The 23083-nt window shown below is 70.4% G+C and carries 19 protein-coding genes; 11 read left to right on the forward strand and 8 right to left on the reverse strand.

Translation table 11 applies throughout. The features are described 5' to 3' along the window. Positions 1–33: 33 nt before the first annotated feature. Entirely contained in the window at positions 34–993 is a 960-nt protein-coding gene (locus tag ACIREO_RS20815; protein ID WP_404112201.1) for a GNAT family N-acetyltransferase, read from the reverse strand. A 164-nt stretch (positions 994–1157) separates the two neighbouring features. Here ACIREO_RS20815 and ACIREO_RS20820 point away from each other — a divergent pair, with 164 nt between their 5' ends. Next, positions 1158–1727, forward strand: coding sequence for an FHA domain-containing protein (locus tag ACIREO_RS20820; protein WP_404112204.1), 570 nt, complete (start codon positions 1158–1160; stop codon positions 1725–1727). A gap of 39 nt (positions 1728–1766) precedes the next feature. On the opposite strand, the gene treY is transcribed toward ACIREO_RS20820, so the two are convergent. Together treY and glgX are read right to left on the reverse strand one after the other, a co-directional pair. Beyond that, the gene (gene treY, locus ACIREO_RS20825; protein WP_404112207.1) at positions 1767–4151 is read right to left on the reverse strand and encodes a malto-oligosyltrehalose synthase; all 2385 of its coding nucleotides are present in this window, start codon (positions 4149–4151) and stop codon (positions 1767–1769) included. Between the two features lie 97 nt (positions 4152–4248). Next, the gene (gene glgX / locus ACIREO_RS20830; protein WP_404112210.1) at positions 4249–6405 is read right to left on the reverse strand and encodes a glycogen debranching protein GlgX; all 2157 of its coding nucleotides are present in this window, start codon (positions 6403–6405) and stop codon (positions 4249–4251) included. 378 nt (positions 6406–6783) lie between these two features. Between glgX and ACIREO_RS20835 the strand changes: the two genes are divergently transcribed. Further along, on the forward strand, positions 6784–8016 hold the full coding sequence (locus tag ACIREO_RS20835) for an SAV2148 family HEPN domain-containing protein (protein WP_404112213.1): 1233 nt from the start codon (positions 6784–6786) through the stop codon (positions 8014–8016). A 79-nt stretch (positions 8017–8095) separates the two neighbouring features. Beyond that, positions 8096–8809 (forward strand): 3'-5' exonuclease, encoded by a 714-nt coding sequence (locus ACIREO_RS20840; RefSeq protein WP_404112216.1) that lies wholly within the window; start codon positions 8096–8098, stop codon positions 8807–8809. A 72-nt stretch (positions 8810–8881) separates the two neighbouring features. Here the strand turns inward: ACIREO_RS20840 and ACIREO_RS20845 are convergent, their stop codons facing one another. Next, complete coding sequence (locus tag ACIREO_RS20845; protein WP_404112219.1) at positions 8882–9286, reverse strand: DUF4333 domain-containing protein; 405 nt, start codon at positions 9284–9286, stop codon at positions 8882–8884. Positions 9287–9418: 132 nt separating this feature from the next. Further along, a complete protein-coding gene (locus ACIREO_RS20850) occupies positions 9419–10285 on the reverse strand; it encodes a phosphotransferase (protein ID WP_404112222.1) in 867 nt (288 codons plus the stop codon). 125 nt (positions 10286–10410) lie between these two features. Between ACIREO_RS20850 and ACIREO_RS20855 the strand changes: the two genes are divergently transcribed. From ACIREO_RS20855 to ACIREO_RS20890, 8 genes are all read left to right on the forward strand, one after another. Next, positions 10411–11349 (forward strand): carbohydrate ABC transporter permease, encoded by a 939-nt coding sequence (locus ACIREO_RS20855; RefSeq protein ID WP_404112225.1) that lies wholly within the window; start codon positions 10411–10413, stop codon positions 11347–11349. Continuing rightward, positions 11346–12185 carry a carbohydrate ABC transporter permease gene (locus ACIREO_RS20860; protein WP_404112228.1) on the forward strand — a complete coding sequence of 280 codons (840 nt, stop codon included), beginning with the start codon at positions 11346–11348 and terminating at the stop codon, positions 12183–12185. The genes ACIREO_RS20855 and ACIREO_RS20860 overlap by 4 nt, the downstream gene beginning before the upstream one ends. Further along, positions 12185–13483 carry an ABC transporter substrate-binding protein gene (locus ACIREO_RS20865; RefSeq protein WP_404112231.1) on the forward strand — a complete coding sequence of 433 codons (1299 nt, stop codon included), beginning with the start codon at positions 12185–12187 and terminating at the stop codon, positions 13481–13483. Before ACIREO_RS20860 ends, ACIREO_RS20865 begins: the two co-directional genes overlap by 1 nt. 67 nt (positions 13484–13550) lie before the next feature. Next, on the forward strand, positions 13551–14759 hold the full coding sequence (gene mgt, locus ACIREO_RS20870; RefSeq protein ID WP_404112233.1) for a macrolide-inactivating glycosyltransferase: 1209 nt from the start codon (positions 13551–13553) through the stop codon (positions 14757–14759). 555 nt (positions 14760–15314) lie between these two features. Next, positions 15315–16517 (forward strand): S8 family peptidase, encoded by a 1203-nt coding sequence (locus ACIREO_RS20875; RefSeq protein ID WP_404112236.1) that lies wholly within the window; start codon positions 15315–15317, stop codon positions 16515–16517. An 86-nt stretch (positions 16518–16603) separates the two neighbouring features. Further along, positions 16604–17152, forward strand: a complete 549-nt coding sequence (locus tag ACIREO_RS20880; RefSeq protein WP_404112239.1) for a DUF1697 domain-containing protein — start codon at positions 16604–16606, stop codon at positions 17150–17152. Then, positions 17145–17534 (forward strand): DUF4440 domain-containing protein, encoded by a 390-nt coding sequence (locus tag ACIREO_RS20885; RefSeq protein ID WP_404112242.1) that lies wholly within the window; start codon positions 17145–17147, stop codon positions 17532–17534. Before ACIREO_RS20880 ends, ACIREO_RS20885 begins: the two co-directional genes overlap by 8 nt. A 548-nt stretch (positions 17535–18082) precedes the next feature. Then, positions 18083–19000: a S1 family peptidase gene (locus ACIREO_RS20890; protein WP_404112245.1), complete on the forward strand. Its 918-nt coding sequence runs from the start codon at positions 18083–18085 to the stop codon at positions 18998–19000. A gap of 325 nt (positions 19001–19325) precedes the next feature. Here the strand turns inward: ACIREO_RS20890 and ACIREO_RS20895 are convergent, their stop codons facing one another. The 3 genes from ACIREO_RS20895 to ACIREO_RS20905 all read right to left on the reverse strand — a co-directional run bounded on the left by ACIREO_RS20895 (position 19326) and on the right by ACIREO_RS20905 (position 23083). After that, on the reverse strand, positions 19326–21632 hold the full coding sequence (locus tag ACIREO_RS20895) for an FdhF/YdeP family oxidoreductase (RefSeq protein WP_404112248.1): 2307 nt from the start codon (positions 21630–21632) through the stop codon (positions 19326–19328). 37 nt (positions 21633–21669) lie between these two features. After that, positions 21670–22179 (reverse strand): SRPBCC family protein, encoded by a 510-nt coding sequence (locus tag ACIREO_RS20900; RefSeq protein WP_404112251.1) that lies wholly within the window; start codon positions 22177–22179, stop codon positions 21670–21672. Positions 22180–22330: 151 nt separating this feature from the next. After that, complete coding sequence (locus tag ACIREO_RS20905) at positions 22331–23083, reverse strand: sirohydrochlorin chelatase (protein ID WP_404112253.1); 753 nt, start codon at positions 23081–23083, stop codon at positions 22331–22333.

The following is a 23083-nucleotide window of genomic DNA, read 5'->3' on the forward strand; positions in this document are numbered from 1 at the left end:
GGGAGACCACCCGACCCGTTCTCGTCCACCGTTCTACGGCTGGTCCCACACCATGTCGAAGGAGCGCTCGAAGTTGACGTAGCCAAGGCGCTCGAAGGACTTCGCCATCGGGACGTTGCCGAGGTCGGTCGCCGCCCTGATGCGTTCCACGTCCTGAGCGGCGAGCACCCTGGTGCCCTCGGCCAGGATGTCGTCGATGTAGCCGTTCCCCCGGTGCGCCGGCAGTACCCCGATGTAGGCGATCATCGGGTGGTAGTTGTTGCGCGCCGGGATGACGAAGCCCACCGGCTCCCCGCCGGGCAACTCCGCGACCCGCCACCACTCCTGCGGCGTCCTGAGGCCGGCGAACTCCTCGTCGTACTGCTTCTCCGCCGTCTCGCGGGCGCTCAGCCCGGACGCCAGGTCCGCCTGGCCGTGGGCGTCGAGGGTGCCTTCCATCACCGGGGTCATCAGCGCGACGAGGTCCTCGCGTCCGGTGACCGGGCGGAACACCAGCCGGCCGGTGTCCTCGGGCACCGGCGTGCCCGCCCGCCACTCCAGACGCAGCCGCTCGACCAGCATCCGGGCACCGCTCGCCTCCATGACCCGTATCCGGGCCTCGACGACATCGCGCGCCGCCGGGTCCTCGCGCCAGTCCGGCGGGATGTACCGGCCGTACTCGGGCCTTTCGGCGCCGGCGGGAACGACCGCGCTGGTCGCCTTCTCCACCAGTTCGAGGCCGATCGCACCGCGCTCCGGCTCCGGCAGGGTGTCGTCCAGGTCGAAGAAGTCCAGGAGCTGAGGGCTGCCGCCTTCCTGGCCCGTCCACCAGGCGATCCGTCCCACAACATGGCCGCCGCGCAGGGCCACCCACATCCACTCGGGGCGGCGACGGCCCGTGGCGAGGTCGCCGGCGACCTCGTGGTCGAGCGTGTAGGACAGCCGGAGGAAGAGACCGAGTTCGTCCGCTCCGGTGAGTGGGCGGATGGTCAGTTCCGATGGTGCACGGGTCACGAAGTCTCCTCGACGTGTGTGCCGCGTCCGATTGCGGCAGCGCGCGACAGTAGCAACTTCCCGGTGGCCGGCGAGCGGTATTCATCCACGGCCGCGCTGGTCAGGGTGGCAGGAAACGGGCACCGTCTGGACACCTCGGGCCCCTCGGCCCGACAATCGGTACTGTGACGTCCTCCTTCGAGCACTACACGTATCCCGCGCGGCTCTCGGACGCCGAGCGCGACCGTGTACTCGGTGTGCTCAGAGACGGCGCCGCACAGGGAAAGCTCTCCCACGACACCTTCCTGCGACGCATGGAACTGGCCCTGACCGCCCGGCGCTCCGAGGAGCTGAAGGCGCTCACCTCGGACCTGGAGCCGGGCGGAGGGCGCTGGTCCCGCGGCCTGTTCCGCGCGGTGGGCGGGGTCTCCGCCTTTCCGGCCCGGGTGCGCAGGGCGTGGCAGTCCGAACGACTGCCCAGACTCCTGCTGCCCGTGCCCGGCCCGGACCCGCTGCGCATCGGCCGCGACCCGGGCAACGGCCTCAGGCTCAGCCACGAGACCGTGTCGCGGCTGCACGCCGAACTGACCGCGCACGGCAGCCGGTGGATCCTGCGCGACCTGGGCTCGACGAACGGCACCTGTGTCAACGGCCAGCGGGTCGTCGGCTCGGTCGCCGTGCGCGACGGCGACCAGGTGAGCTTCGGCCGGATGGCCTTCCGGCTCTCCGCCTCGCTGCCCGTGCCCCCGGCGTGAGCCAGGGTCTTTCGTCCGGAACGGAAGGCCCTGAGCCGCTCAGCGCCCCGCCCTCGCCAGCAGCGCCACCGGCCGGTCCGCGAAGAGCCGTGCCGCGGAGACCACAGGGCCGGTGAACTCCCGCCCGGCCGACAGGAGATCGGCCCACGGGCCCTCGTCGGGCAGAGCCAGCTCCGTGTCGCGCCAGCCACCCTCCTCGTCGAGCCGGAGCGAGAGCCGGGTCACCGCCGTGACCACCTCCCCGGACCGGCAGAAGGCCAGACAGTGCGCGGCCGCGGGGCCCCGTGCCGTCAGCGGGGCGTAGGTGCCCGACTCGCCGAAGACCTCCGGGCGCTCCCGGCGCAGCCGCAGCGCGGCCGACGTCAGGGCGGCCTTCTCGTCGGCGCCTCCTGGCGGCCTGCTGAACGGCCGCCGGTTGTCCGGGTCGACCAGCGCGATGTACTCCCGCTCCGTGCCCTGATAGAGATCGGGGACCCCGGGCATCGTCAGATGCACCAGCGCGGCACCCAGCACGTTGGCCCGCGCGAACGGGGCGAGCGTTTCCGCGAACCCGGTCATCATCGACCGGGCCTCGCCCGCGTCGCTGCCCGGACCCGCCGCCACGAAGTCGGTCACCGCCCGCTCGTACGCGGGATCCGGCTCGGTCCAGCTGGTGAACAGGCCCGCCTCGCGCACGGACTTCAGCAGCGCGGGCTCCAGCCTGCCCGCCATCTCACCGGCGGGAAGCCCCGCGCAGCCGTACGCCGACTGCCAGGCCTGCCAGGCCAGCTGGGGGTCGGGGGCAGGCACGGGCGCCGCCCCGGCCAGTCGCGCCACCAGCGCGGACCACCGCTCCGGACATTCGGAGAGGACCGCGATCCGGGCCCTTACGTCCCCGCTGCGCTTGGTGTCGTGGGTCGTCAGCACCGTGCCGGTCGCCGGCCAGTCCCGCGCGATCCGGGCGCAGAAGGCGTGGAACTCCTCCGGACTCACCGCCGGCCGGCCCGGGTCTCCGCCCACCTCGGTCGCCGAGATCAGCGGGACGTAGCGGTAGAACGCCGTGTCCTCCACCGACTTGGCGTGCAGCGCCGACGCCGTCTGGGCGAACCGGGCACAGAACGCCACGTGTTCCGGCCCGTCTCCGAGGCGGCCCAGTGCCAGATCCCGCACCACGTCGACGGCGTCCGCCTCCTGGGAGACGGAGAACACCGCCCTGGCGTCCCGTACGGCCTCGGCCGGGAGCGTCGACTCGGCGATCTCCGTGAGCGGGCCGCCCGCGGTCACGTACGGCCGGTAGACGGGCACCCGCACCAGCAGCTCGCGCACCGCCGTGTGGAGCGCCCACGGCGCGTGGTCGCTGAGCGCGGCGTCCCCGGCACACGCCTCGACGGCCAGGCGGGTCAGCCACTCGGTCTCGGCGGCCAGCTCATGGGTGACCACGCGGTACGCCGCACGGCGGACGGTCGCGGTCCAGTAGCCGCCGCGGTCCCCGGGCGGACCCGCGAAGTCCCGGTAGCGGCCGAGCAGGTCCGCCGCGCCCATCGGGTCGGTGAACAGGCCGTCGATCCGGTGCAGTGCGTCGTAACCGGTCGTCCCGGCGACCGCCCAGCCGGCCGGCAGGGCCTCGGAACCGGTGAGGATCTTCTCCACCACCGTCCACCGCCCGCCTGTGGCGTCGCCGAGCCGCCCGAGATACGCGGCGGGGTCGGCCAGTCCGTCCGGGTGGTCGATGCGCAGTCCGTCGACGACCCCGTCATGGACCAGTTCGAGAATCTTGGCGTGGGTGGCGGCGAAGACCTCGGGGTGCTCCACCCGCACACCGATCAGATCGGAGATCGTGAAGAAACGCCGGTAGTTCAGCTCCGTCCTGGCCAGCCGCCACCAGGCGAGCCGGTAGTGCTGGGCGGCCAGCAGCTCGGGAAGCGGGAGGTCCGTCGTACCCTCGCGCAGGGGGAACTCCAGGTCGCCGTAGCGGAGCACAGGTGTGCCGTCGTCCCTGGTGCCCGGCTCGAAGCCGCCGCTCTCCTCGCCGAAGCGCCCCGCCAGCACGGGCAGCAGCACCTTCCCGCCGCCCGCCGCCCAGTCGATGTCGAACCAGCGGGCGTAGGGGGATTCCGGGCCCTCGCGCAGCACCTCCCACAGGGGCAGGTTGTGCCGGGGCGCGGCGGCCATGTGGTTCGGCACGATGTCCAGGATCAGCCCGAGGCCATGGGCACGTGCCGCTCCGGCCAGCTCCCGCAGACCCTGCTCGCCGCCGAACTCGGCCCGCACCGTGCTGTGGTCGACGACGTCGTAGCCGTGCCCGGAGCCGGGCACGGCCTCCAGGACGGGGGACAGATGCAGATGGGAGACGCCGAGCTCGGCGAGATACGGCACGGCGTCCGAGGCGGCGGCGAACGGGAAGTCCGGTTGGAGCTGCAGCCGGTACGTGGCGGTGGGCGTCATGGACTCGTACGTACCCAGCAGGACGCCTCTCTCCCACCTTCTGCGCCACCCGGCACCGACCGGACGGCGTCCGCCCGGTGCCGGTCACCCCTTCGGTCTAAGCCGGACGCTTGAGCACCGTGAGGCTCCGACCGACGAGCGTCACCCGCTCGCCCGCCGACACCTTGGGGCCCGCCCCCGGCGGCACCCCGTCCGGGATCGCCGTGTCCACGACGACCTGCCACTGCTTGCCGTGGTTCATCGGGACGGCGAACTCCAGCGTCTCGGCGCCCGCGTTGAACATGAGAAGGAACGAGTCGTCGGAGATCCGCTCCCCGCGTGGCCCCGGCTCGGAGATCGCGTGGCCGTTCAGGAAGACCGTCATGGCCTTGGCGTGTGCGGCCTGCCAGTCCCGCTGGGTCATCTCCGCACCCCTGGGGGTGAACCACGCGATGTCCGACAACTCGTCGTGGGTGCCCTCCACCGGACGGCCGTGGAAGAAGCGCCGGCGCCGGAAGACCGGGTGGTCGCGGCGGAGCCAGACCATGGACCGGGTGAACTCCAGCAGGCTCGTGTCCGTGGAGCCGCCGTCCTCGTCGCCGTCCTCGGCGTGCGAGGCGGCGGCCGGGTCGGGCCAGTGGACCCAGGAGAGCTCGTTGTCCTGGCAGTAGCCGTTGTTGTTGCCCCGCTGCGTCCGGGCGAACTCGTCGCCATGGCTGAGCATGGGCACACCCTGGGAGAGCATCAGCGTGGCGATGAAGTTGCGCATCTGACGGCTGCGCAGCTCCAGGACCTCCTTGTCCTCGGTCTCGCCCTCCGCCCCGCAGTTCCACGAGCGGTTGTGGCTCTCGCCGTCCCGGTTGCCCTCGCCGTTGGCGTCGTTGCGCTTGTCGTTGTACGAGACCAGGTCGTGCAGCGTGAAACCGTCGTGGCAGGTGGTGAAGTTGATCGAGGCCAGCGGGCGTCTGCCGTCGTCCTGGTAGAGGTCCGACGAGCCCGTCAGACGCCCGGCGAACTCCGCGAGGGTCCGGGGCTCGCCGCGCCACAGATCCCGCACCGTGTCCCGGTACTTGCCGTTCCACTCGGTCCACAGCGGGGGGAAGTTCCCCACCTGGTAGCCGCCCTCGCCCACGTCCCAGGGCTCCGCGATCAGCTTCACCTGGCTGACCACGGGGTCCTGCTGCACCAGGTCGAAGAACGAGGACAGCCGGTCCACCTCGTGGAACTGACGTGCGAGTGTCGCCGCCAGGTCGAAGCGGAAGCCGTCCACGTGCATCTCGGTCACCCAGTAACGCAGCGAGTCCATGATCAGCTGGAGGACGTGCGGCGACCGCATCAGCAGGGAGTTCCCCGTGCCGGTGGTGTCCATGTAGTACTTCTGGTCTTCGGCCAGGCGGTAGTACGAGGCGTTGTCCAGGCCCCGGAAGGAGAGCGTCGGACCGAGGTGGTTGCCCTCGGCGGTGTGGTTGTAGACCACGTCGAGGATCACCTCGATGCCCGCCTGGTGCAGCGCCTTCACCGCCTGCTTGAACTCCAGCACCTGCTCTCCGCGGTCGCCCCAGGAGGCGTAGGCGTTGTGCGGGGCGAAGAAGCCGATGGTGTTGTAGCCCCAGTAGTTGGCCAGGCCGGCGTCGGCCAGACGGTGGTCCTGGACGAACTGGTGCACCGGCATCAGCTCGATCGCGGTGACGCCCAGCTCCGTCAGATGGGCGATGATCTCGGGGTGCGCGAGTGCCGCGTAGGTGCCGCGCAGCTCCTCGGGAAGGCCCGGGTGAAGCATCGTCAGGCCCTTCACATGAGCCTCGTAGATCACCGTGCGGTGGTAGTCGGTGCGCGGGCGGCGGTCGTCACCCCAGTCGAAGTACGGATTGACCACGACCGAGCTCATCGTGTGCGGTGCCGAGTCGAGGTCGTTGCGCTCGTCCGGCTTGCCGAACGGGTAGCCGTACACCGCCTCGCCCCACTGGATCTGCCCCGAGATCGCACGGGCGTACGGATCGAGGAGCAGCTTCGCCGAATTGCAGCGCTGTCCGTACTGCGGCTCGTACGGCCCGTGCACCCGGAAGCCGTAACGCTGCCCCGGCATCACCCCGGGCAGATAGGCGTGCCGGACGAAGGCGTCGGTCTCGCGGAGCTCCACCGCCGTTTCTGAACCGTCGTCGTGCAGGAGGCACAACTCGATCCGGTCGGCGGCCTCCGAGAAGACCGCGAAGTTGGTTCCGGCGCCGTCGTACGTGGCGCCCAGGGGATACGCGTGTCCCGGCCAGACCTGCATAGATAGGACTCTTCCACTTCTGATCCGGGTGCTGGGGGTTTTCGCCCCGATACTCCCCGAAAGACGGTCCTGTACCTAGTACGTCGACCGGTGCGGCCGGGTTCCGTCGTGCGATCCCGCCGGGCCGGTCAACCCGGTACACCTCGGTGTCGCCCGGACAGGGGGCCCGGGCCCCGGGCAGCTCCTCCGTCCGGTATGCGGCGTGCGAGGGGGTGCGCAATCACTATGAACCATCTCACTCCATCCGATCTCACCGCAAGGAACGCGCCCCCGGATCAGGGGAGTTGAGTAAGGAGCCTGTGCATCCTGCTGCACCGGCTCCCGCTACCGGAGTACCCTTCCTTGATCGTTGGTGGGGGAGTGGAAGGCGGTACGCGGGTGAGCTCGGGAGGGTTCGAGCTGCCCCCAGGTGACGCGGGTCACGAGGGGGAATCGACCGATGCCCCGCCGGGGGCTGTCTCCCTCGCACAGCCCATGGAGATCGGTGCCGATCTGAACTGGGGAGCGGAGGCCTGGAACGAGGTCCGCACCCGGGCCCAGCGCGCCGGGCGGGCGTACATCTGGCTGAATCTGGTGGAACAGCGGCTGCGTGCCGTGGTCTCCGCCGTGATCAGGCCGATCTACGACTCTGTGCACGGCGAGGACTGGGTGGTGGCCGCCGCGGGACCCGCGGGGCAGGAGTGGGTGCAGCGCGCCGTCGCGGTCCGGGAGGTCTCGCGCCGCAAGGGCTATCTGCTCGACCCGGCCGACGACAACGTCCTGAGCTTCCTCACGCTGCCGCAGCTGCGGGAGCTGATGGTCCAGCACTGGCCCTGCTTCGAGCCGTACTTCGACGACCGCCGTGAGGTGGAGCTCGCGCTGGACGAGCTGGAGGTGGCGCGCAACGTCGTCTCCCGCAACCGTGCGCTGAACGAGGCGGTCCTGGCCCAGGCCGAACGCGCCTCCGCGCGGCTCCTGGAGATCCTCGGCAACGGTGCCGCGGTCCCCTCCGCCGACCGGCTGCCCGTGGACGCCGTGGAGGACTTGGTCGGGGACCGCTACGCCGACGTGGTCTCCGTCCACCCCGACCGGGTGCGGCTGCAGCGTCAGCTGCCGGCCGAGGACCTGTTCGGCAGTGCGCGCCGGCTGGACGCGATCGGGATCGGGCTCAATCTCCTCACGCAGAACTTCTCGGGACGCCGGCTGGTGCGCCTGGCCGAGTCGGGCTGCCGGGTCCGGCTGCTCTTCATCAATCCGGCGAGCAGCGCGGTCAAGCGCCGGGAGCGCGAACTGGGGCTCAAGAAGGGCGAACTGAGCCGCTCCGTGGAGATGAACATCCTCCACATGCGCCGGGTCCGCTCCAAGCTCCGCGATCCGGGCGCCTTCCAGATCCACGTCTTCGACGAGACGCCGCGCTTCACTGCGTATCTGGTGGACGGCGACGGGGCCGACGCGGTCGGGGTCGTCCAGTCGTATCTGCGGCGCGCACGCGGCATGGAGGCGCCCGTGCTGGTGCTGCGGGGCGGAGGGCGAGCGGTGGTCAGGGCGGGGCAGGACAGTGAGCACGGCCTCTTCGAGACCTACCGCGAGGAGTTCGAGTCGGTGTGGACGGACTCCAGACCCGTCTCGTGACGCCTCTTCCGGCGTTGTCAGTGGTGCGTGCGAAGGTGGTCATCACTTGGGGGAGCGCACCACAGTAAGGAGATACGGGATGAGCTGGATCAGCGGGCCGCTGCTGGCGTTCGACCTGGAGACCACGGGCACGGACGTGGAGACCGACCGCATCGTGACGGCGGCGGTCGTCCGGCTCGAGGCGGACGGCTCCGTGTCGGAGGAGCGGACCTGGCTGCTGGACCCCGGTGTGGCCATACCCGAGCAGGCGTCGGCGATCCACGGCATCTCCACGGAACGCGCCCGCGAGCACGGGATGCCGGCCGCGTCCGCGATCGATGAGATCGCACGGGCCGTGGCCGGCGGGCTGCGCTCGGGGACACCACTGGTGGTGATGAACGCTCGGTACGACCTGTCCCTGCTCGACCGTGAGTGCCGGCGGTACGCGGTCGGGTCGGTCAGCGAGCGCCTGGGTGACGCGCCCTCGCCCGTCATCGATCCGCTGGTGATCGACAAGCACGTCGACAAGTACCGGAAGGGGAAGCGGGCCCTCCACGCGCTGTGCGCCCACTACGGGGTGTCGCTGGACGACGCGCACGACGCGAGGGCGGACGCCGTGGCCGCAGCCCGTGTGGTGCGGCGCATGGGGGAGAAGCACCAGCCCGTCGGAGTGATGGCGCTGGAGGACCTGCACGGTCTCCAGGTGCGCGCGGCGGCCGAGCAGTCGCTCTCCCTACAGGCCTATCTGCGGCGCACCGCGGACCCGGCGGCAGTCGTCGAGGCTGCCTGGCCGCTGATCCCCCGGATGCGATGACCCTGTCGACCGGCGCCTTCCGGGAGAGGGCTGTCCGCCGGAGAGCCCTCCGGCGCAGTGGAAGCCTGGATGTCAGTTCGTGGCCGGGGTGGGCGTGTTGTCGGCCTTGATGTCGTAGTCGATCTTTTCTCCGTTGACCGCGGTGACGGTGACCGTGACGCCAAGGGTGCTGCCGTCGCCTGCCGTGAGCGTGCAACGGGTGGTGGTGCCGACCTTGCCGACGAGGTCGTCGGGGCAGGTGACGTCCGGCTTCGGCTGGCCCGTCGTGGCGGCCAGCTTCTCGGCCACCGTGTCGCCCAGCTCAGCCGCGGCCACCTTGGGGGACGCTCCCGCGGAGTCCTCGGACTCGGCCGCACCGGAGGACTTCTTCGGCTTGGGATCTCCGATGGAGACCGAGCCCGAGCAGCCGACGAGGAGCGCGCCTGCGGCCACCGTCGCCAGGCTCCAGGTCACTACGGGCAGGCGGGTTATGGTCATGACAAGCTCCATTTCGCGGTGATCCGTATCATTCGGATCGACACAGACAACCGGCAGCATACGCAGACGTGCCTCACGGTGCCCCGACCCCGCGATGTCGCGCGCGGGGGGCCGCGTTCGGGAGCCCGCCGTTCAGAACGGGTACCAGCGCACCTCGGGGTCGTCCTCGCGCAGTGACGCCACCCGGCGCCGGAACTCGGCGAGCGCCTTGGGGTTCGCCGGGGCGTGCTGGGACACCCAGGCACAGCTCGCCGTCTCGCGGGCGCCGCGCAGCACCGCACATCCTTCCCAGGCACGTACATCCCAGCCGTACGCCTCGGTGAACGCGTCGTAGGCCTCGGCGGGCAGGCCGTAGCGGTCGCGGGAGAGTGCGAGGACCACCAGGTCGTGCTCACGCAGGTCGGCGGAGAAGGTCTCCAGGTCGACCAGCACCGGCCCGTCCGGGCCGACATGGACATTGCGGGGGAGCGCGTCGCCGTGCACGGGACCCGGCGGCAGATGCGGGGCGAGGGCCGCCGCGGCCTTCGCGAAGCCGTCGCGCCGGCCCCGCAGGTAGTCGGCGTCGGCCGGATCGATCGCGTCCCCCGCGAGCCGCAGCCAGCGCTCGACGCCGCCCAGCAGCTCACGGGGCGGCAGCGTGAAGCCCTCCGGGGCGGGCAGTGCGTGCACCTGGGTGAGCAGCGGGGCCAGGTCGCGCGGTTCGGGCGGGCGTACGGCGTCGGGCAGCCGGTGCCACAGGGTCACGGGGTGGCCGTCCACCAGGCGGGCCCGGGGTTCGGCGGCCCGTACGGCGGGTACGCCCGACCCGGCGAGCCACAGGGCCACGGCCACCTCGCGCTCGGCCCGCTCCCGGAGCTCCGGGTGGTGTGTGGCGTCCCGGCCCACCTTGGCCACCAGGTCGCCGGCGGCGAACACCGCGTTCTCGCCCAGCGCGAGGAGCTCCGCACCGGCGGGCAGTCCGGCGGCGGTCAGTACCTCGCGCGCACGCATGTCGTCCATGGCCCGATTTTCTCATCCTCGCAGGCCACCTTGACGAACGGGCGGTCCGTCAGCACGATGACGGGGGCGCTTGGGTGGCGATACGGGGATGAAACAGACCCCATGAGGTAAAAGGGGTCGAATTCATGACACTGGCGACCGCGGTGACGCGGTCCGGGCGCAAGAGCCCGCAGGGCGGACGGGGTGAAGGCCGCCGACGGGACGGCGCCACCTGGTTCCTGGTGCTGCCCGCACTGATCCCGATCCTGATCCTGAGCGTCGGCCCGCTGCTGTACGGCATCCTGCTGGCCTTCACCGACGCGCAGTCGGGCCGCACCCGCTCCACGCAGTGGGTCGGTGTCCTCAACTTCCAGGACCTCCTGCACGACACCCTGTTCTGGGACTCCTTCCGGATCGGCCTGCTGTGGGCGGTCGGGGTCACGGTCCCGCAGTTCGTGCTCGCTCTCGGCCTCGCCCTGCTGCTCAACGCGAACCTGCGGATGCGCTGGCTCGCCAGGGCGCTGGCGATCATCCCCTGGGCCATGCCCGAGGTCGTCGTCGGCATCATGTGGCGTCTGGTCTACAACCCCGACGCCGGCATCCTCAACGAGACCATCCGTGATCTCGGGCTGGGGGACGGCAGGGACTGGCTGACCGGACTTGCTACCGCGCTGCCCGCCGTGATCGTCGTCGGCGTCTGGGCCGGTATGCCGCAGACCGCCGTGGCGCTGCTCGCCGGTCTGCAGAACACCCCGGGCGAACTGCACGAGGCAGCCGCCCTCGATGGCGCCGGGGCCTGGCGCCGCTTCCGTACCGTCACCTGGCCGGCGATCAGGCCGGTGGCACTCGCGATCAGCGCGCTCAACTTCATCTGGAACTTCAACTCCTTCGCCCTGGTCTACGTCCTGACCAGCGGAGGACCCGGCGGCCGCACCCGGCTGCCGATGCTATTCGCCTACGAGGAGGCGTTCCGCTACGGACAGTTCGGCTACGCCGCCGCCATGGGATGCGTGATGGTCGCCGTCATCTCGGTCCTCCTCGCCTTCTATCTCGTCGGGCGGCTCAGGGGAGGCGAGGACGCATGAGCCTCCGTACGGGCAGAACCGCACGCGCCGGGCAGTACGCCGCGCTCCTGTGCTACCTCGTCTTCCTGGCGTTCCCCTTCCTCTGGCTGGTCTCCACCGCCTTCAAGCCGGCCCGTGAGCTCGGATCGCTGCACCCCACGTGGATCCCCGAAGACCCGACGCTGGACAACTTCCGGCAGGCCTTCGACGAGCAGCCGCTCCTCCGGGCCGCCGCCAACTCGCTCACCGCCGCGCTCTGCGCCGCCCTGATCGCCGTCGTCATCGCCACCCCCATGGCCTATGTGATGGCCCGGCACCGGGGGCGGCTGTCGACGGCCGCCACCGGGTGGGTCGTGGTCAGCCAGGCGTTCCCCTTCGTCCTGGTGATCATTCCGCTGTTCCTGGTCCTCAAGTACCTGCACCTGATCAACTCGCTGTGGGGGCTGATCCTGGTGTACGTCGTCTGGTCGCTCCCCTTCGCGCTCTGGATGCTCGCCGGATACGTACGGGCCGTGCCGCCCGAGCTGGAGGAGGCCGCCGCCGTCGACGGGGCGGGGAGGGCGCGGATCCTCATCTCGGTCACCGCGCCGCTGCTGGCCCCCGGGATCGTCGCCACCGCGCTCTTCGCGTTCATCACCGCATGGAACGAGTTCTTCTTCGCACTCGTCCTGCTCAAGACACCGGAGAAGCAGACCTTGCCGGTCGTACTCACCCACTTCCTCGGCGCGGAGGGGGTGGCCGACCTCGGGCCGCTCGCCGCCGCCGCGTTCCTCGCCACCCTCCCCTCGCTCGTGCTCTTCGCGGTCATCCAGAAGCGCATCACGGGCGGGCTGACGGCCGGGGCGGTGAAGCACTGATGCGCCGCCGCCTGCCGGCTCTCGCCGCGGTGGCCACCGCCCTCGCGCTCCTGCTGACCGGCTGCTCGGGAGCGGGCGGCCGCGGTGCGGACGCGGACGGCACGATCCGGCTCAGCTTCCAGTCGCTGGCCTGGCAGAAGGAGTCCGTCGACGCCAACAAGCAGCTCGTACGCGAGTGGAACGCCGCCCACCCGGACGTCCAGGTGGACTACGTCCAGGGCAGCTGGGACAACGTCCACGACCAGCTGCTGACCTCCTTCGAGGGCGGTGAGGCGCCCGACATCATCCACGATGCCTCCGACGACCTCGCGGACTTCGCGTACGGCGGATACCTCGCCGACCTGCGGACCCTGCTGCCGGACCGGCTGACCGAGGACATCCCGCGGCAGTCCTGGGCGACCACCACCTTCGACGGCGGCGTCTACGGGGTGCCGTTCCTCCAGGAGCCCAAGGTCCTGATCGCCAACAAGAAGATCCTCGAGGCCTCCGGGGTCCGGATCCCGACCCCGGAGAAGCCCTGGAGCTGGCCGGAATTCCGGCAGGTCACCGGGAAGCTGACGAAGAAGGGGACGTACGGCGTCGCCTGGCCGCTCAAGGAACCGGTCTCCGTCACCCTCAACCTGGGCCTCTCCGCCGGCGGGCAGCTCTTCCACCGGGGCGCGGACGGCAAGGTGACCATCCGGTCCGGCGAGGGTGACCAGGTCATGCCCGGCACAGTCAGGGACCAGGTCAACTCCGACCGCAGCGCCGCGCGTTCGGCGCTCGGAATGGGCGGTTCGGACACGCTCCCCGGGTTCTTCGGTGGCAAGTACGCCATGGTCCCGCTGGGCTTCTCCTACCGCCAGCAGGTCGTCGAGCAGGCCCCCGAGGGCTTCGAGTGGACAGTCCTGCCCACCCCGGCCGGCAGCGGAGGGCTCGCCCAGGGGGTCAGCCCGCAGACCCTCTCGGTCGCGGAGGACAGCCCGCACAAGAAGGAGGCCGCGCAGTTCATCGACTTCCTCCTGCGCCCCCCGAACATGGTGCGGCTGGCCAGGGGTGACTGGATGCTGCCGACCGGCGCCGAGGCGCTGGCCGATCCCGCGCTGCACACCGAGGAGAACGGCTGGGCGACGGGCACCGCTCTCGCCCGCGCGCTGCGTCCCGCCCCCGCGCAGTCGGTGCGCGGCTATCCCGAGTGGAAGGACAAGGTCGCCACGCCCGCGCTCCAGGAGTACTACAGCGGGGCCATCGACACGGAGGAGCTGAGGAAACGCCTGGTCGACGACGGGAACCGGGTGCTGGCCCGCTACCAGCGCTGAGAGGCCACCGGGAGGAGAACCGGAAATCAGCTGGACGAGACGTATCGTCTCGTTTAAGGTCGGTGGCATGACACCGACCCCGCGTGCCCATATCGCCATGTTCTCCATCGCCGCCCACGGGCACGTGAACCCGAGCCTCGAAGTGATCCGGGAGCTCGTCGCCCGTGGGTACCGCGTCAGTTACGCCATCCCGGCCTCGTTCGCCGAGAGGATCGCCGCCACCGGAGCGGAGCCGGTGATCTACACCTCGGTGCTGCCCACGGAGGACAATCCGGAGGACTGGGGAACCGAGCTGATCGAGAACCTCGAACCGTTCCTCGCGGACGCGATCCAGGCCCTGCCGCAGCTCGCCGACGCCTTCGAGGGCGACGAGCCGGACCTCGTCCTGCACGACATCACCTCCTACCCGGCTCGCGCCCTCGCCCACCGCTGGGGTGTGCCCGCCGTCCAGCTCTGGCCCAACCTCGTTCCCTGGGAGGGATACGAGGCAGAGGTCGGGGATCCCGCGACCGCCGGGATGAAGCAGACCGAGCGGGGCCGGGCGTACTACGCGCGCTTCGCGGCCTGGCTCGCGGAGAACGGCCTGGGCGACCTCTCGTCCGACGACTTCGTGGCCCGGCCGCGCCGCGGCCTGGTGCTCATCCCCGAGGCGCTCCAGCCGAACGCCGACCGGGTGGACCACGACAGGTTCACCTTCGTCGGAGCCTGCCAGGGTGAGCGCGCCGACCAGGGGGAGTGGAAGCGGCCGGCCGGGGCCGGGAAGGTCCTGCTGGTCTCCCTCGGCTCGTCGTTCACCAACGAGCCCGCGTTCTACCGCGAGTGCGTCAAGGCCTTCGGTGACCTGCCGGACTGGCATGTGGTGCTGCAGATCGGCGTCCATGTCGACCCGGCGGAACTAGGGGACGTACCGGACAGTGTCGAGGTGCACTCCTGGGTCCCGCAGCTGTCCGTGCTGAAGCAGGCGGACGCCTTCATCACCCATGCGGGCGCGGGCGGCAGCCAGGAGGGCCTCGCCACCGGCACCCCGATGGTGGCGGTCCCGCAGGCCGTCGACCAGTTCGGCAACGCGGACATGCTCCAGGCCCTCGGTGTCGCCCGGCACCTGCCGAAGGAGGAGGCCGACGCCGCGTCCCTGCGTGGAGCGGTGCTCGCTCTGGTGGACGACCCCGACGTGGCGGCGAAGCTCGTACGGATCAAGGAGCAGATGGCGGGGGAGGGCGGCGCGAAGCGGGCAGCCGACCTCATCGAGGCCGAACTGCCCGCCCGGCAGGGCTGACCGGCGCCGGGGGCGGCTACCCACGCCGTGCCTCAGGCGTCCCGGTGCCGGCCGACGGACGCACCGTCAGAGAGGTGAAGCGTGGCCGGCCCCGTCACGGACGATCAGGCCGGCGCCGTCCTCCCCCTCCCGCAGTCCTGCCACCCGGAAGCCGACGTGTAGCCGGTCCAGTCGGCTCGAGCTCTCCGGCCGGTACGCGGCAGTGGTGTACCCCGTGGGGCCGGGGTAGGGGCCGGCGCCGGTGATCGGCCCCACGCCGGTGGCGTGCGAACGGCTGTCGCGCCGCCACAGGTGGCGATATGCGAGCGGGATCGCGCCAAGTTCACCCGTCCGGAACCAGCATGGGTCTCCGTGTTCGAGGAGGGGCCCGGCGGTTTGCCCGACATGGAGTGGAGTGCGCAGGTTCTGTGTGACGAAAGGTAGCCGAGTACGTGACGGCTACATGAAGGTCTTGATCTGGGCGCGTCAATCGAGCAGGGTTTCGAGGCAGCCCCCGGAGATTTTCCGGCCGAGGGCCAATCCCCCCACAAAAGAATGACGAGGAGACCCCTCTTCATGGCAATTCACAAGCGCGTGCGTTCGGTCAAGCTCACCGCCGCGATAACCGCCGTGGCAGCTGCCGCCGGTGTCACTCTGCTCACCACCCCCTTCGCCGGAGCCGCCCCGGCGCCCGCGACGGGTACCGTCTACGGCGCGGACGCGGCGACAGCCGTCTCCGGCAGCTACATCGTGATGCTGGACCAGAAGGCCGACAAGGCCGGCCTCGCCAAGGAGTACGGCGGCACGCTCAAGCGGAACTACAAGTCGGCCATCAACGGCTTCTCCGCCAGCGGGCTCTCGGAGACCGAGGCCAAGCGGCTCGCCGCCGACCCGGCCGTCTCCAAGGTCGTCCAGAACAAGAAGTTCCATGTCAACGCCGTCCAGGACAACCCGCCGTCCTGGGGGCTGGACCGGATCGACCAGGACGAAACCGCCGGTGACGGCGCGTACACCTACCCGGACGCCGCGGGCGGGGACGTCACCGCGTACGTGATCGACACAGGTGTCCGCGTCACCCACAACGACTTCGAGGGCCGCGCCACTTCGGGCTTCGACGCCGTGGACAACGACGACGACGCCGACGACGGCAACGGACACGGCACCCACGTGGCCGGGACCATCGCCGGCGCGTCCCACGGGGTGGCCAAGAAGGCGAAGATCGTGGCCGTCCGGGTCCTGGACGACGCGGGCTCGGGCACCACCGAGCAGGTCGTCGCGGGCATCGACTGGGTCACCGAGAACCACGAGGGCCCGTCCGTCGCCAACATGAGCCTCGGCGGCACCGCGGACCCGGCCCTCGACGCCGCGGTGCAGAAGGCCATCGCCTCCGGCGTCACCTTCGCGGTCGCCGCGGGCAACGAGTCGAGCGACGCGGGCGAGGGCTCCCCCTCCCGTGTCCCCGAGGCCATCACGGTCGCCTCGTCCACGGTGGACGACGAGCAGTCGTCGTTCTCCAACTTCGGCTCGGTCGTGGACATCTACGCCCCCGGTTCGGACATCACGTCGGACTGGAACGACAGCGACGACGGCACGAACACCATCTCGGGTACGTCCATGGCGACCCCGCACGTCGTCGGCGCCGCGGCCGTCTACCTCGGTGGACACCCGGACGCCACCCCTGAGGAGGTCGCCACGGCGCTCACCGAAGGAGCCACCCCGGACGCCATCTCCAACGCGACCGAGGGCACGGCGAACAAGCTCCTGAAGATCGTGGAGTAGGTCGAGCAGCACAGGCAGGAGGCCGCCGCGCCCTCCCCCACGGGGCGCGGCGGCCTCCTGTCGGTGGAAAGCCCTAAGGTGGGATCATGAGCACGATGTACGCGGCGCTGCTGCGCGGGATCAATGTCGGAGGCCACCGGCGGGTCCCGATGGCGGAACTCCGTACGCTGCTCGGGAAGCTGGGGCACGAGGACGTCGCCACGTATCTGCAGAGCGGGAACGCCGTGTTCCGCAGTGCGTCGGGCGACGAGAGCACCCTGGCCGCCGAGCTGGAGCGGGCGATCGAGGAACGGTTCGGCTTCCCGGTCGACGTTCTGGTCCGCTCGGGCGACTACCTCGCGGGAGTGGTCGGCTCCTGTCCCTTTCCGGCCGCCGAGCTCGAGGCGAAGCAGCTGCATGTCACCTACGTCGACAAGCCCCTCGACGCGGCACGGTTCGCCCCGCTCGACGCGGAGTCCTTCCGCCCGGAGGAGTTCCGGCTGGGGGACCGCGCCCTCTATCTGTACGCGCCTGAGGGGCTCGGCCGCTCCAAGCTCGCCGTGGCGCTCGGGCGGCCCGCCCTCACACGTGGCCTCGTCGCCACCAGCCGTAACTGGAACACCGTGGTCAAGCTTGTGGAGATGACGCGTGACTGAGCCCTCGCCCGCAGTGGCCGCAGCCATCGAGGGTGAGATCCGGCTCCTCGATCCCGTGGTGCGGGCCTCCGCCGATGTCCTGGTCACCCTGCTGCACCCCGACTTCCGCGAGATCGGCACCAGCGGCCGGCTGTGGGAGCGGGACACGATCATCGCCATGCTCACCGACCCGGCCCCGGGCGCCCCGCACCCCGGGCCGCTCACCGCGTCACGGATGCGGGGCGACCAGCTCGCGCCGGACCTGGTGCACCTCACCTTCGACACGGAGTCCAAGGGCCTGCGCTCCCACCGCAGTTCACTGTGGCGGCTGACCGGGAGCGGCTGGCGGCTCTACTTCCACCAGGCGACGCCCTTCATCGACGATCCGTTCGCCGAGATCTGAGCCGGCGGCCGCGAGGCTCCACCCCATCCCCGGCAGCACATGCCGGGGCGGCGCCGCAAGAGTGCCGCGCCGGTCTGATCTGCGCCCGGAGCCCGGCCGGTTCTCGCCGGAAGGGCTGATTCCGGCCACCTGGGGCGCCCGGGCAAAACGCCGGTAAGCCGCCCGAACCGGCTGGGCCTCGAGGCGCCCGGACCGGGCCGCGGACACCCGCAGGGGTGCGCCGGACGGGCAGGCCCCGTGTGTGTGAACGCGATGCGCGTAGACCGCGGCCGATGTCCGCTCCCCGTGAAGGGCTTTGCTGCAATTCGCTGCCTCCTTCCGTTCGGTGGGCGGACGCCGTTGTTCGGAAGCCGCCCGCACGCATATCGGAGTTCAGGATCCGTTCTCCGTCGGGGTCCGGAAGGCGACCTTGTCACCGGGTGAAGCGGAGTCAAGGATTCGAGGCGTGCGGTTGGCAGGTTCACGACTAGAACCCCATGGCTGTGAACAGCCGCACGCCCCGGCCCGCCCACCCAGCGGGCCGGACACCCCCGATGACGGAGGATCCTGTGACCTTCAAGCCTTTCGCCCCCCTCAGCTCGCTCTCCAGACGTGCCCGCATCATCGCCGCGACCTCAGGTCTCGTGACCGCCGTAGCGCTCGCGGCACCCACAGCGGTGGCCCAGGCGGCACCGGACACCACCGTGACGAAGGCCGAGCTGGCCGACGCGAGTTCGGCCGTGCGCGGCGCCGACATCGCCGGCACCGCCTGGTACACCGAGGCGAGTACCGGCAAGGTCGTCGTGACCGTCGACAGCACGGTCACCGCCGCCGAGATCGCCACGATCGAGAAGTCGGTCACCGACTCGGGCGCGAAGGCCGACATCAACCGCACCGAGGGCACGTTCAACAAGCTCATCGCGGGCGGCCAGGCCATCTACGCCGGCGGCGGGCGCTGCTCCCTCGGCTTCAACGTCCGCAGCGGCAGCACCTATTACGCGCTGACCGCCGGGCACTGCACGGAGATAGGCAGCACCTGGTACACCAACTCCGGCCAGAGCACCACTCTCGGCAGCAGGGCCGGCTCCAGCTTCCCGGGCAACGACTACGGGCTCATCCGGCACGCCAGCTCCTCCGCCGCCGACGGCCGGGTCTACCTCTACAACGGCAGCTACCAGGACATCACCTCCGCCGCGACCCCCAGCGTCGGCCAGTCCGTCAAGCGCAGCGGCTCCACCACCGGCGTCCACAGCGGCACCGTCTCGGGCCTCAACGCGACGGTCAACTACGGCAGCGGCGACATCGTCTACGGCCTGATCCAGACCAACGTCTGCGCCGAGCCCGGCGACAGCGGCGGCTCGCTCTTCTCCGGCAGCACGGCGCTGGGCCTCACCTCGGGCGGCAGTGGTAACTGCTCCTCCGGCGGCACCACGTTCTTCCAGCCCGTCACCGAGGCGCTGAGCGCCTACGGCGTCAGCGTCTTCTAGGGCTCACACAGCACACACCACCCACGTGCCGACGGGCCGCGCTCACCGAGCGCGGCCCGTTGCCGTCCGTGCTCTCCGTGGGTGCTTTCCGTGGGAGCGGACGCCGTGCCAGGCCCCCTGGTATGCGCTACATCATCGTGGGAACGGGCGGCGCCATAGGCGGACGGCTCGCGGAGGCGGGTCACGAGGTGGTGCTCGCCGCACGAGGGGCACACCGGCCACGGCGCCTCCCCGGCCGGGGAGATCGCCGCGATGGCGCACACCCACCGGCCGGGCCTCCTGGCGCTGCCCGGTTCCGCGTACCTCAGCAGCGGGTGGTGAAGGCCTACGACGTGGACTTCACCGAGACGGTGGGCTCCAGTCGGACCACGATGCCCTTGGCGGTCGGCTGGTTGCTGGTCACGGCCACGCTGTCCAGCGGCAGCAGGACATTGGTCTCCGGGTAGTAGGCGGCGGCGCATCCGGCCGAGGTCGGGTAGGGCACCACCTTGTAGTCCTCCGCGCGGCGCAGGACATCGTCGGCCCACACGCTCACCAGGTCGACGCGCTGTCCTTCCGCCAGGCCGAGCCGGTCCATGTCCTGCGGGTTCACCATGACCACCCGGCGGCTTCCGCGGATGCCCCGGTAGCGGTCGTTCTCGGTGTAGGGGATGGTGTTCCACTGGTCGTGGGAGCGCAAGGTCTGCAACAGCAGGTGCCCCTCGGGGGCCGACGACATCTCCCAGGCATTGCAGCTGAACAGGGCCTTGCCGACGGGGGTGGGGTAGATCCCCTCGTTGACGGGATTGGGCAGCCTGATGCCACCGGGACGGATCACACGGCGGTTGAAGTGGTGCAGCCCCGGCACCACGTTCGAGATGCGGTCACGGATGGCCCCGTAGTCGGCCTCGAACTGCTCCCACGGAATTCCGCCCTTGCCGTCGAGAGTGCGGACGGCGAGCCGGGCCAGGATGGCGACCTCGCTGAGCAGGAGCTTCGAGGCCGGCTTCAGACGCCCGTACGAGGTGTGTACCTCGCTCATGGAGTTCTCCACGGTGACGAACTGCTCACCGGTCGCCTGGGTGTCCAGTTCGGTACGCCCGAGGGTGGGCAGAATGAGGGCGGTCCGGCCGCACACGGTGTGGGACCTGTTGAGCTTCGTGGAGATGTGGGCGGTGAACCCGCATCGCCGCATGGCGTTCTCGGTGTAGGTGCTGTCGGGAGCGGCTCGGACGAAGTTGCCGGCGACGCCCAGGAAGACCTTGACACGGCCTTCCTGCATGGCCTTGATCGAGTTCACCGAGTCGAGCCCGTGGGCGCGGGGCGGTTCGAAGCCGAACTCCTGCTCCAGCGCGTCCAGGAACGAGTCGGGCATCTGCTCCCAGATTCCCATCGTCCGGTCGCCCTGCACGTTGCTGTGCCCCCGGACCGGGCAGGTACCGGCTCCGGCCTTGCCGAGGTTGCCGCGCAGAAGCAGGAAGTTCACGATCTCCCTGACCGTGGGCACACCGTGCTTCTGCTGCGTGACCCCCATGGCCCAGCACACGATGACACGCTTGCTGCGCAGGACCTCGTCGCGGACCGCCTCGATCTCCTCGCGTGTGAGATCCGTGGCGGTGAGGATGTCCTCCCAGGCGACGGTCCGGGCGTGCCGGGCGAACTCCTCGAATCCGCTGGTGTTCGAGCGGATGAATTCGTGGTCGAGCACGGTGCCCGGCTGGGCGTCCTCCGCTTCGAGCAGAAGCCGGTTCAGGCCCTGGAACATCGCGAGGTCGCCGCCGCTGCGGATGTGAAGGAAACGATCGGCGATCTGGACGCCGTCGCCAACGACGCCACGGGCCTTCTGCGGGTTCTTGAACCGCAGCAGTCCGGCCTCCGGCAGGGTGTTCACCGCGATGACGCGAGCGCCGTTTCCCTTGGCCTCCTCCAGTGCGGAGAGCTGCCGCGGGTGGTTGGTGCCGGGATTCTGCCCCACCAGGAAGATCAGGTCAGCATGGTGGATGTCCTCGAGGCTCACCGAGCCCTTGCCCGTGCCCAGGGTCTCGTGCAGAGCAAAGCCACTGGACTCATGGCACATGTTGCTGCAGTCGGGCAGATTGTTGGTGCCGAAGACCCTGGCGAAGAGCTGCAGGAGGAACGCGGCCTCGTTGCTCACCCGGCCCGACGTGTAGAAGACCGCTTCGTCAGGCGAGTCCAGCGTCCTCAGTTCCTCGGCGAGCAGCCCCAAGGCGTCGTGCCAGCTGATCGGCTCGTAGTGGTCCGAACCGTCCCGCTTGACCATCGGCTCGGTGAGCCGGCCCTGCTGGTTGAGCCACAGATCGGACCGCTTCCCCAGTTCGGAGACCGAGTGCCTGCGGAAGAAGTCGGCGGTGATGCGGCGCGTCGTGGCCTCGTCGTTGATGTGCTTGGCGCCGTTCTCGCAGTACTCGTTGAGGTGCCGATGACCCGGGGAGGGATCCGCCCAGGCGCAACCGGGACAGTCGATGCCACCCACCTGGTTCATGGTCAGCAGCGTCGTCCCTGTCCGCCGGACCGATGTCTCCTCCAGGGAGTACTCCAGGGCGTGCGTCACCGCGGGCACTCCGGCCGCCCATTTCTTGGGCGGAGTCACGCTGAGTTCGTCATCCGGTTCGTGGCTCGGCGGCTTCTTCATCGGGAGTCTCTCGCTCTCTTGCGCTGAAGGAGACGGGTCAGCCGACAGGCCAGTGGGGGACCCGGCTTCTGGGCGGTTCCGGCTCCATCGGCTGGACGTGGCCGTTCCGGATGGAGCCTCGCCAGGCGCCACCCTCCTGGCCCAGGCCCTCGATGAACTCCTTGAAATGTGCCAGTTCGGATCGGACCACGCGATGCGTGAACCTGGTGAAGAGGTCTGCGACTCTGTGCTGCTTCACTCTTATGCGTACGGCGATTTCGGTACGGTCCGGCCCCGCCGTACGGAACGACACCTCACCCTGATGGCTGGAGCGCCCCTCAAGGCTGCGCCACACCACATGTGAGTCGGGAAGCTGCTCCACGATCTCCGCCGTGAAATCGCGTCGCAGCGGGCCGAAGCCGATCACCCAGTTGGTGAGATTCGGTCGGATCTGCTCGACCTTCTTCACCGTGGACATGAATCGCGGGAAGCTTTTGAACTGCGTCCACTGGTTGTAAGCAGTACGGACCGGCACCGCGACCTCAATGGTCTCTTCAATGAGATTCATGTCCCACCTGTCTTCAGACCGCGGCCGCTCTCGGTGTCACCGTCTCCGTACACGCAGGAGCCGATTCCGTAGACAGTCAAACCTGCCCCATATCGCTCCGCAAGCGGCGGAGCGCGGTGCCGGAGTCCGACCGGGCGCCGGACATGGTGGGCTAGGCGCTCAACGCCCCGTCCAGCGGGACGAGAGCCCCGTCGTACCGGGTCAGCAGCAGCCGGGCCAGCGCGGGGGACGGCCCCAGGACGCCGGCCAGCACATCCGCCCCGGCCTCCTCCGCCCCCGCGGCGATACGGTCGGGGAGACGGCCGGGGGCGATGACGTACGGCGCCACCGCGACCCGCCGTACGCCGTCGGCCCGCAGGGCGCGTACGACGTCGGCGGTGCGGGGGAGAGATGCGGAGGCGAACGCAGGCCGCACGGCGCACCAACCGGTATGCCGCAGCTCCCGCGCGATTTCAGCGATCACTGCGCTCGCCTCCGGGTCCGTGGAGCCCGCCGAGGCCAGGACCAGCCCGGTCGAGCCCTTCTCGCCGGGGGAGACCCCGGCCTCGTGCAGCCGCTGTTCCAGCGCCGCGTTCAGCAGCGGGGACGGGCCCAGGACATCGGCCTGGCTGATCCGCAGCCGCGGGAGCCGGGTGCGGGCCTCCCGCAGCACCGAGGGGATGTCCGACTTGGCGTGGAAGGCCCTGGTCAGCAGCAGGGGAAGCGCGACGACCTCGCCCGCCCCCTCCGCGGCCAGGCGCTCCAGCACCCTCGGCACGGACGGGGCGTTGAACTCCAGGAAGCCCGTCTCCACACGCAGCCCGGGACGCAACGACCGTACCCGCGCGGTGAGCGCGTGCACGGTCGCCGCGTGCCGCGGGTCGCGGCTGCCGTGGGCGATGACGAGCAGGACGGGGGAGGCCAT

The organism is Streptomyces sp. NPDC102441, from assembly GCF_044765585.1.
In the GTDB taxonomy this organism is placed as follows: domain Bacteria; phylum Actinomycetota; class Actinomycetes; order Streptomycetales; family Streptomycetaceae; genus Streptomyces.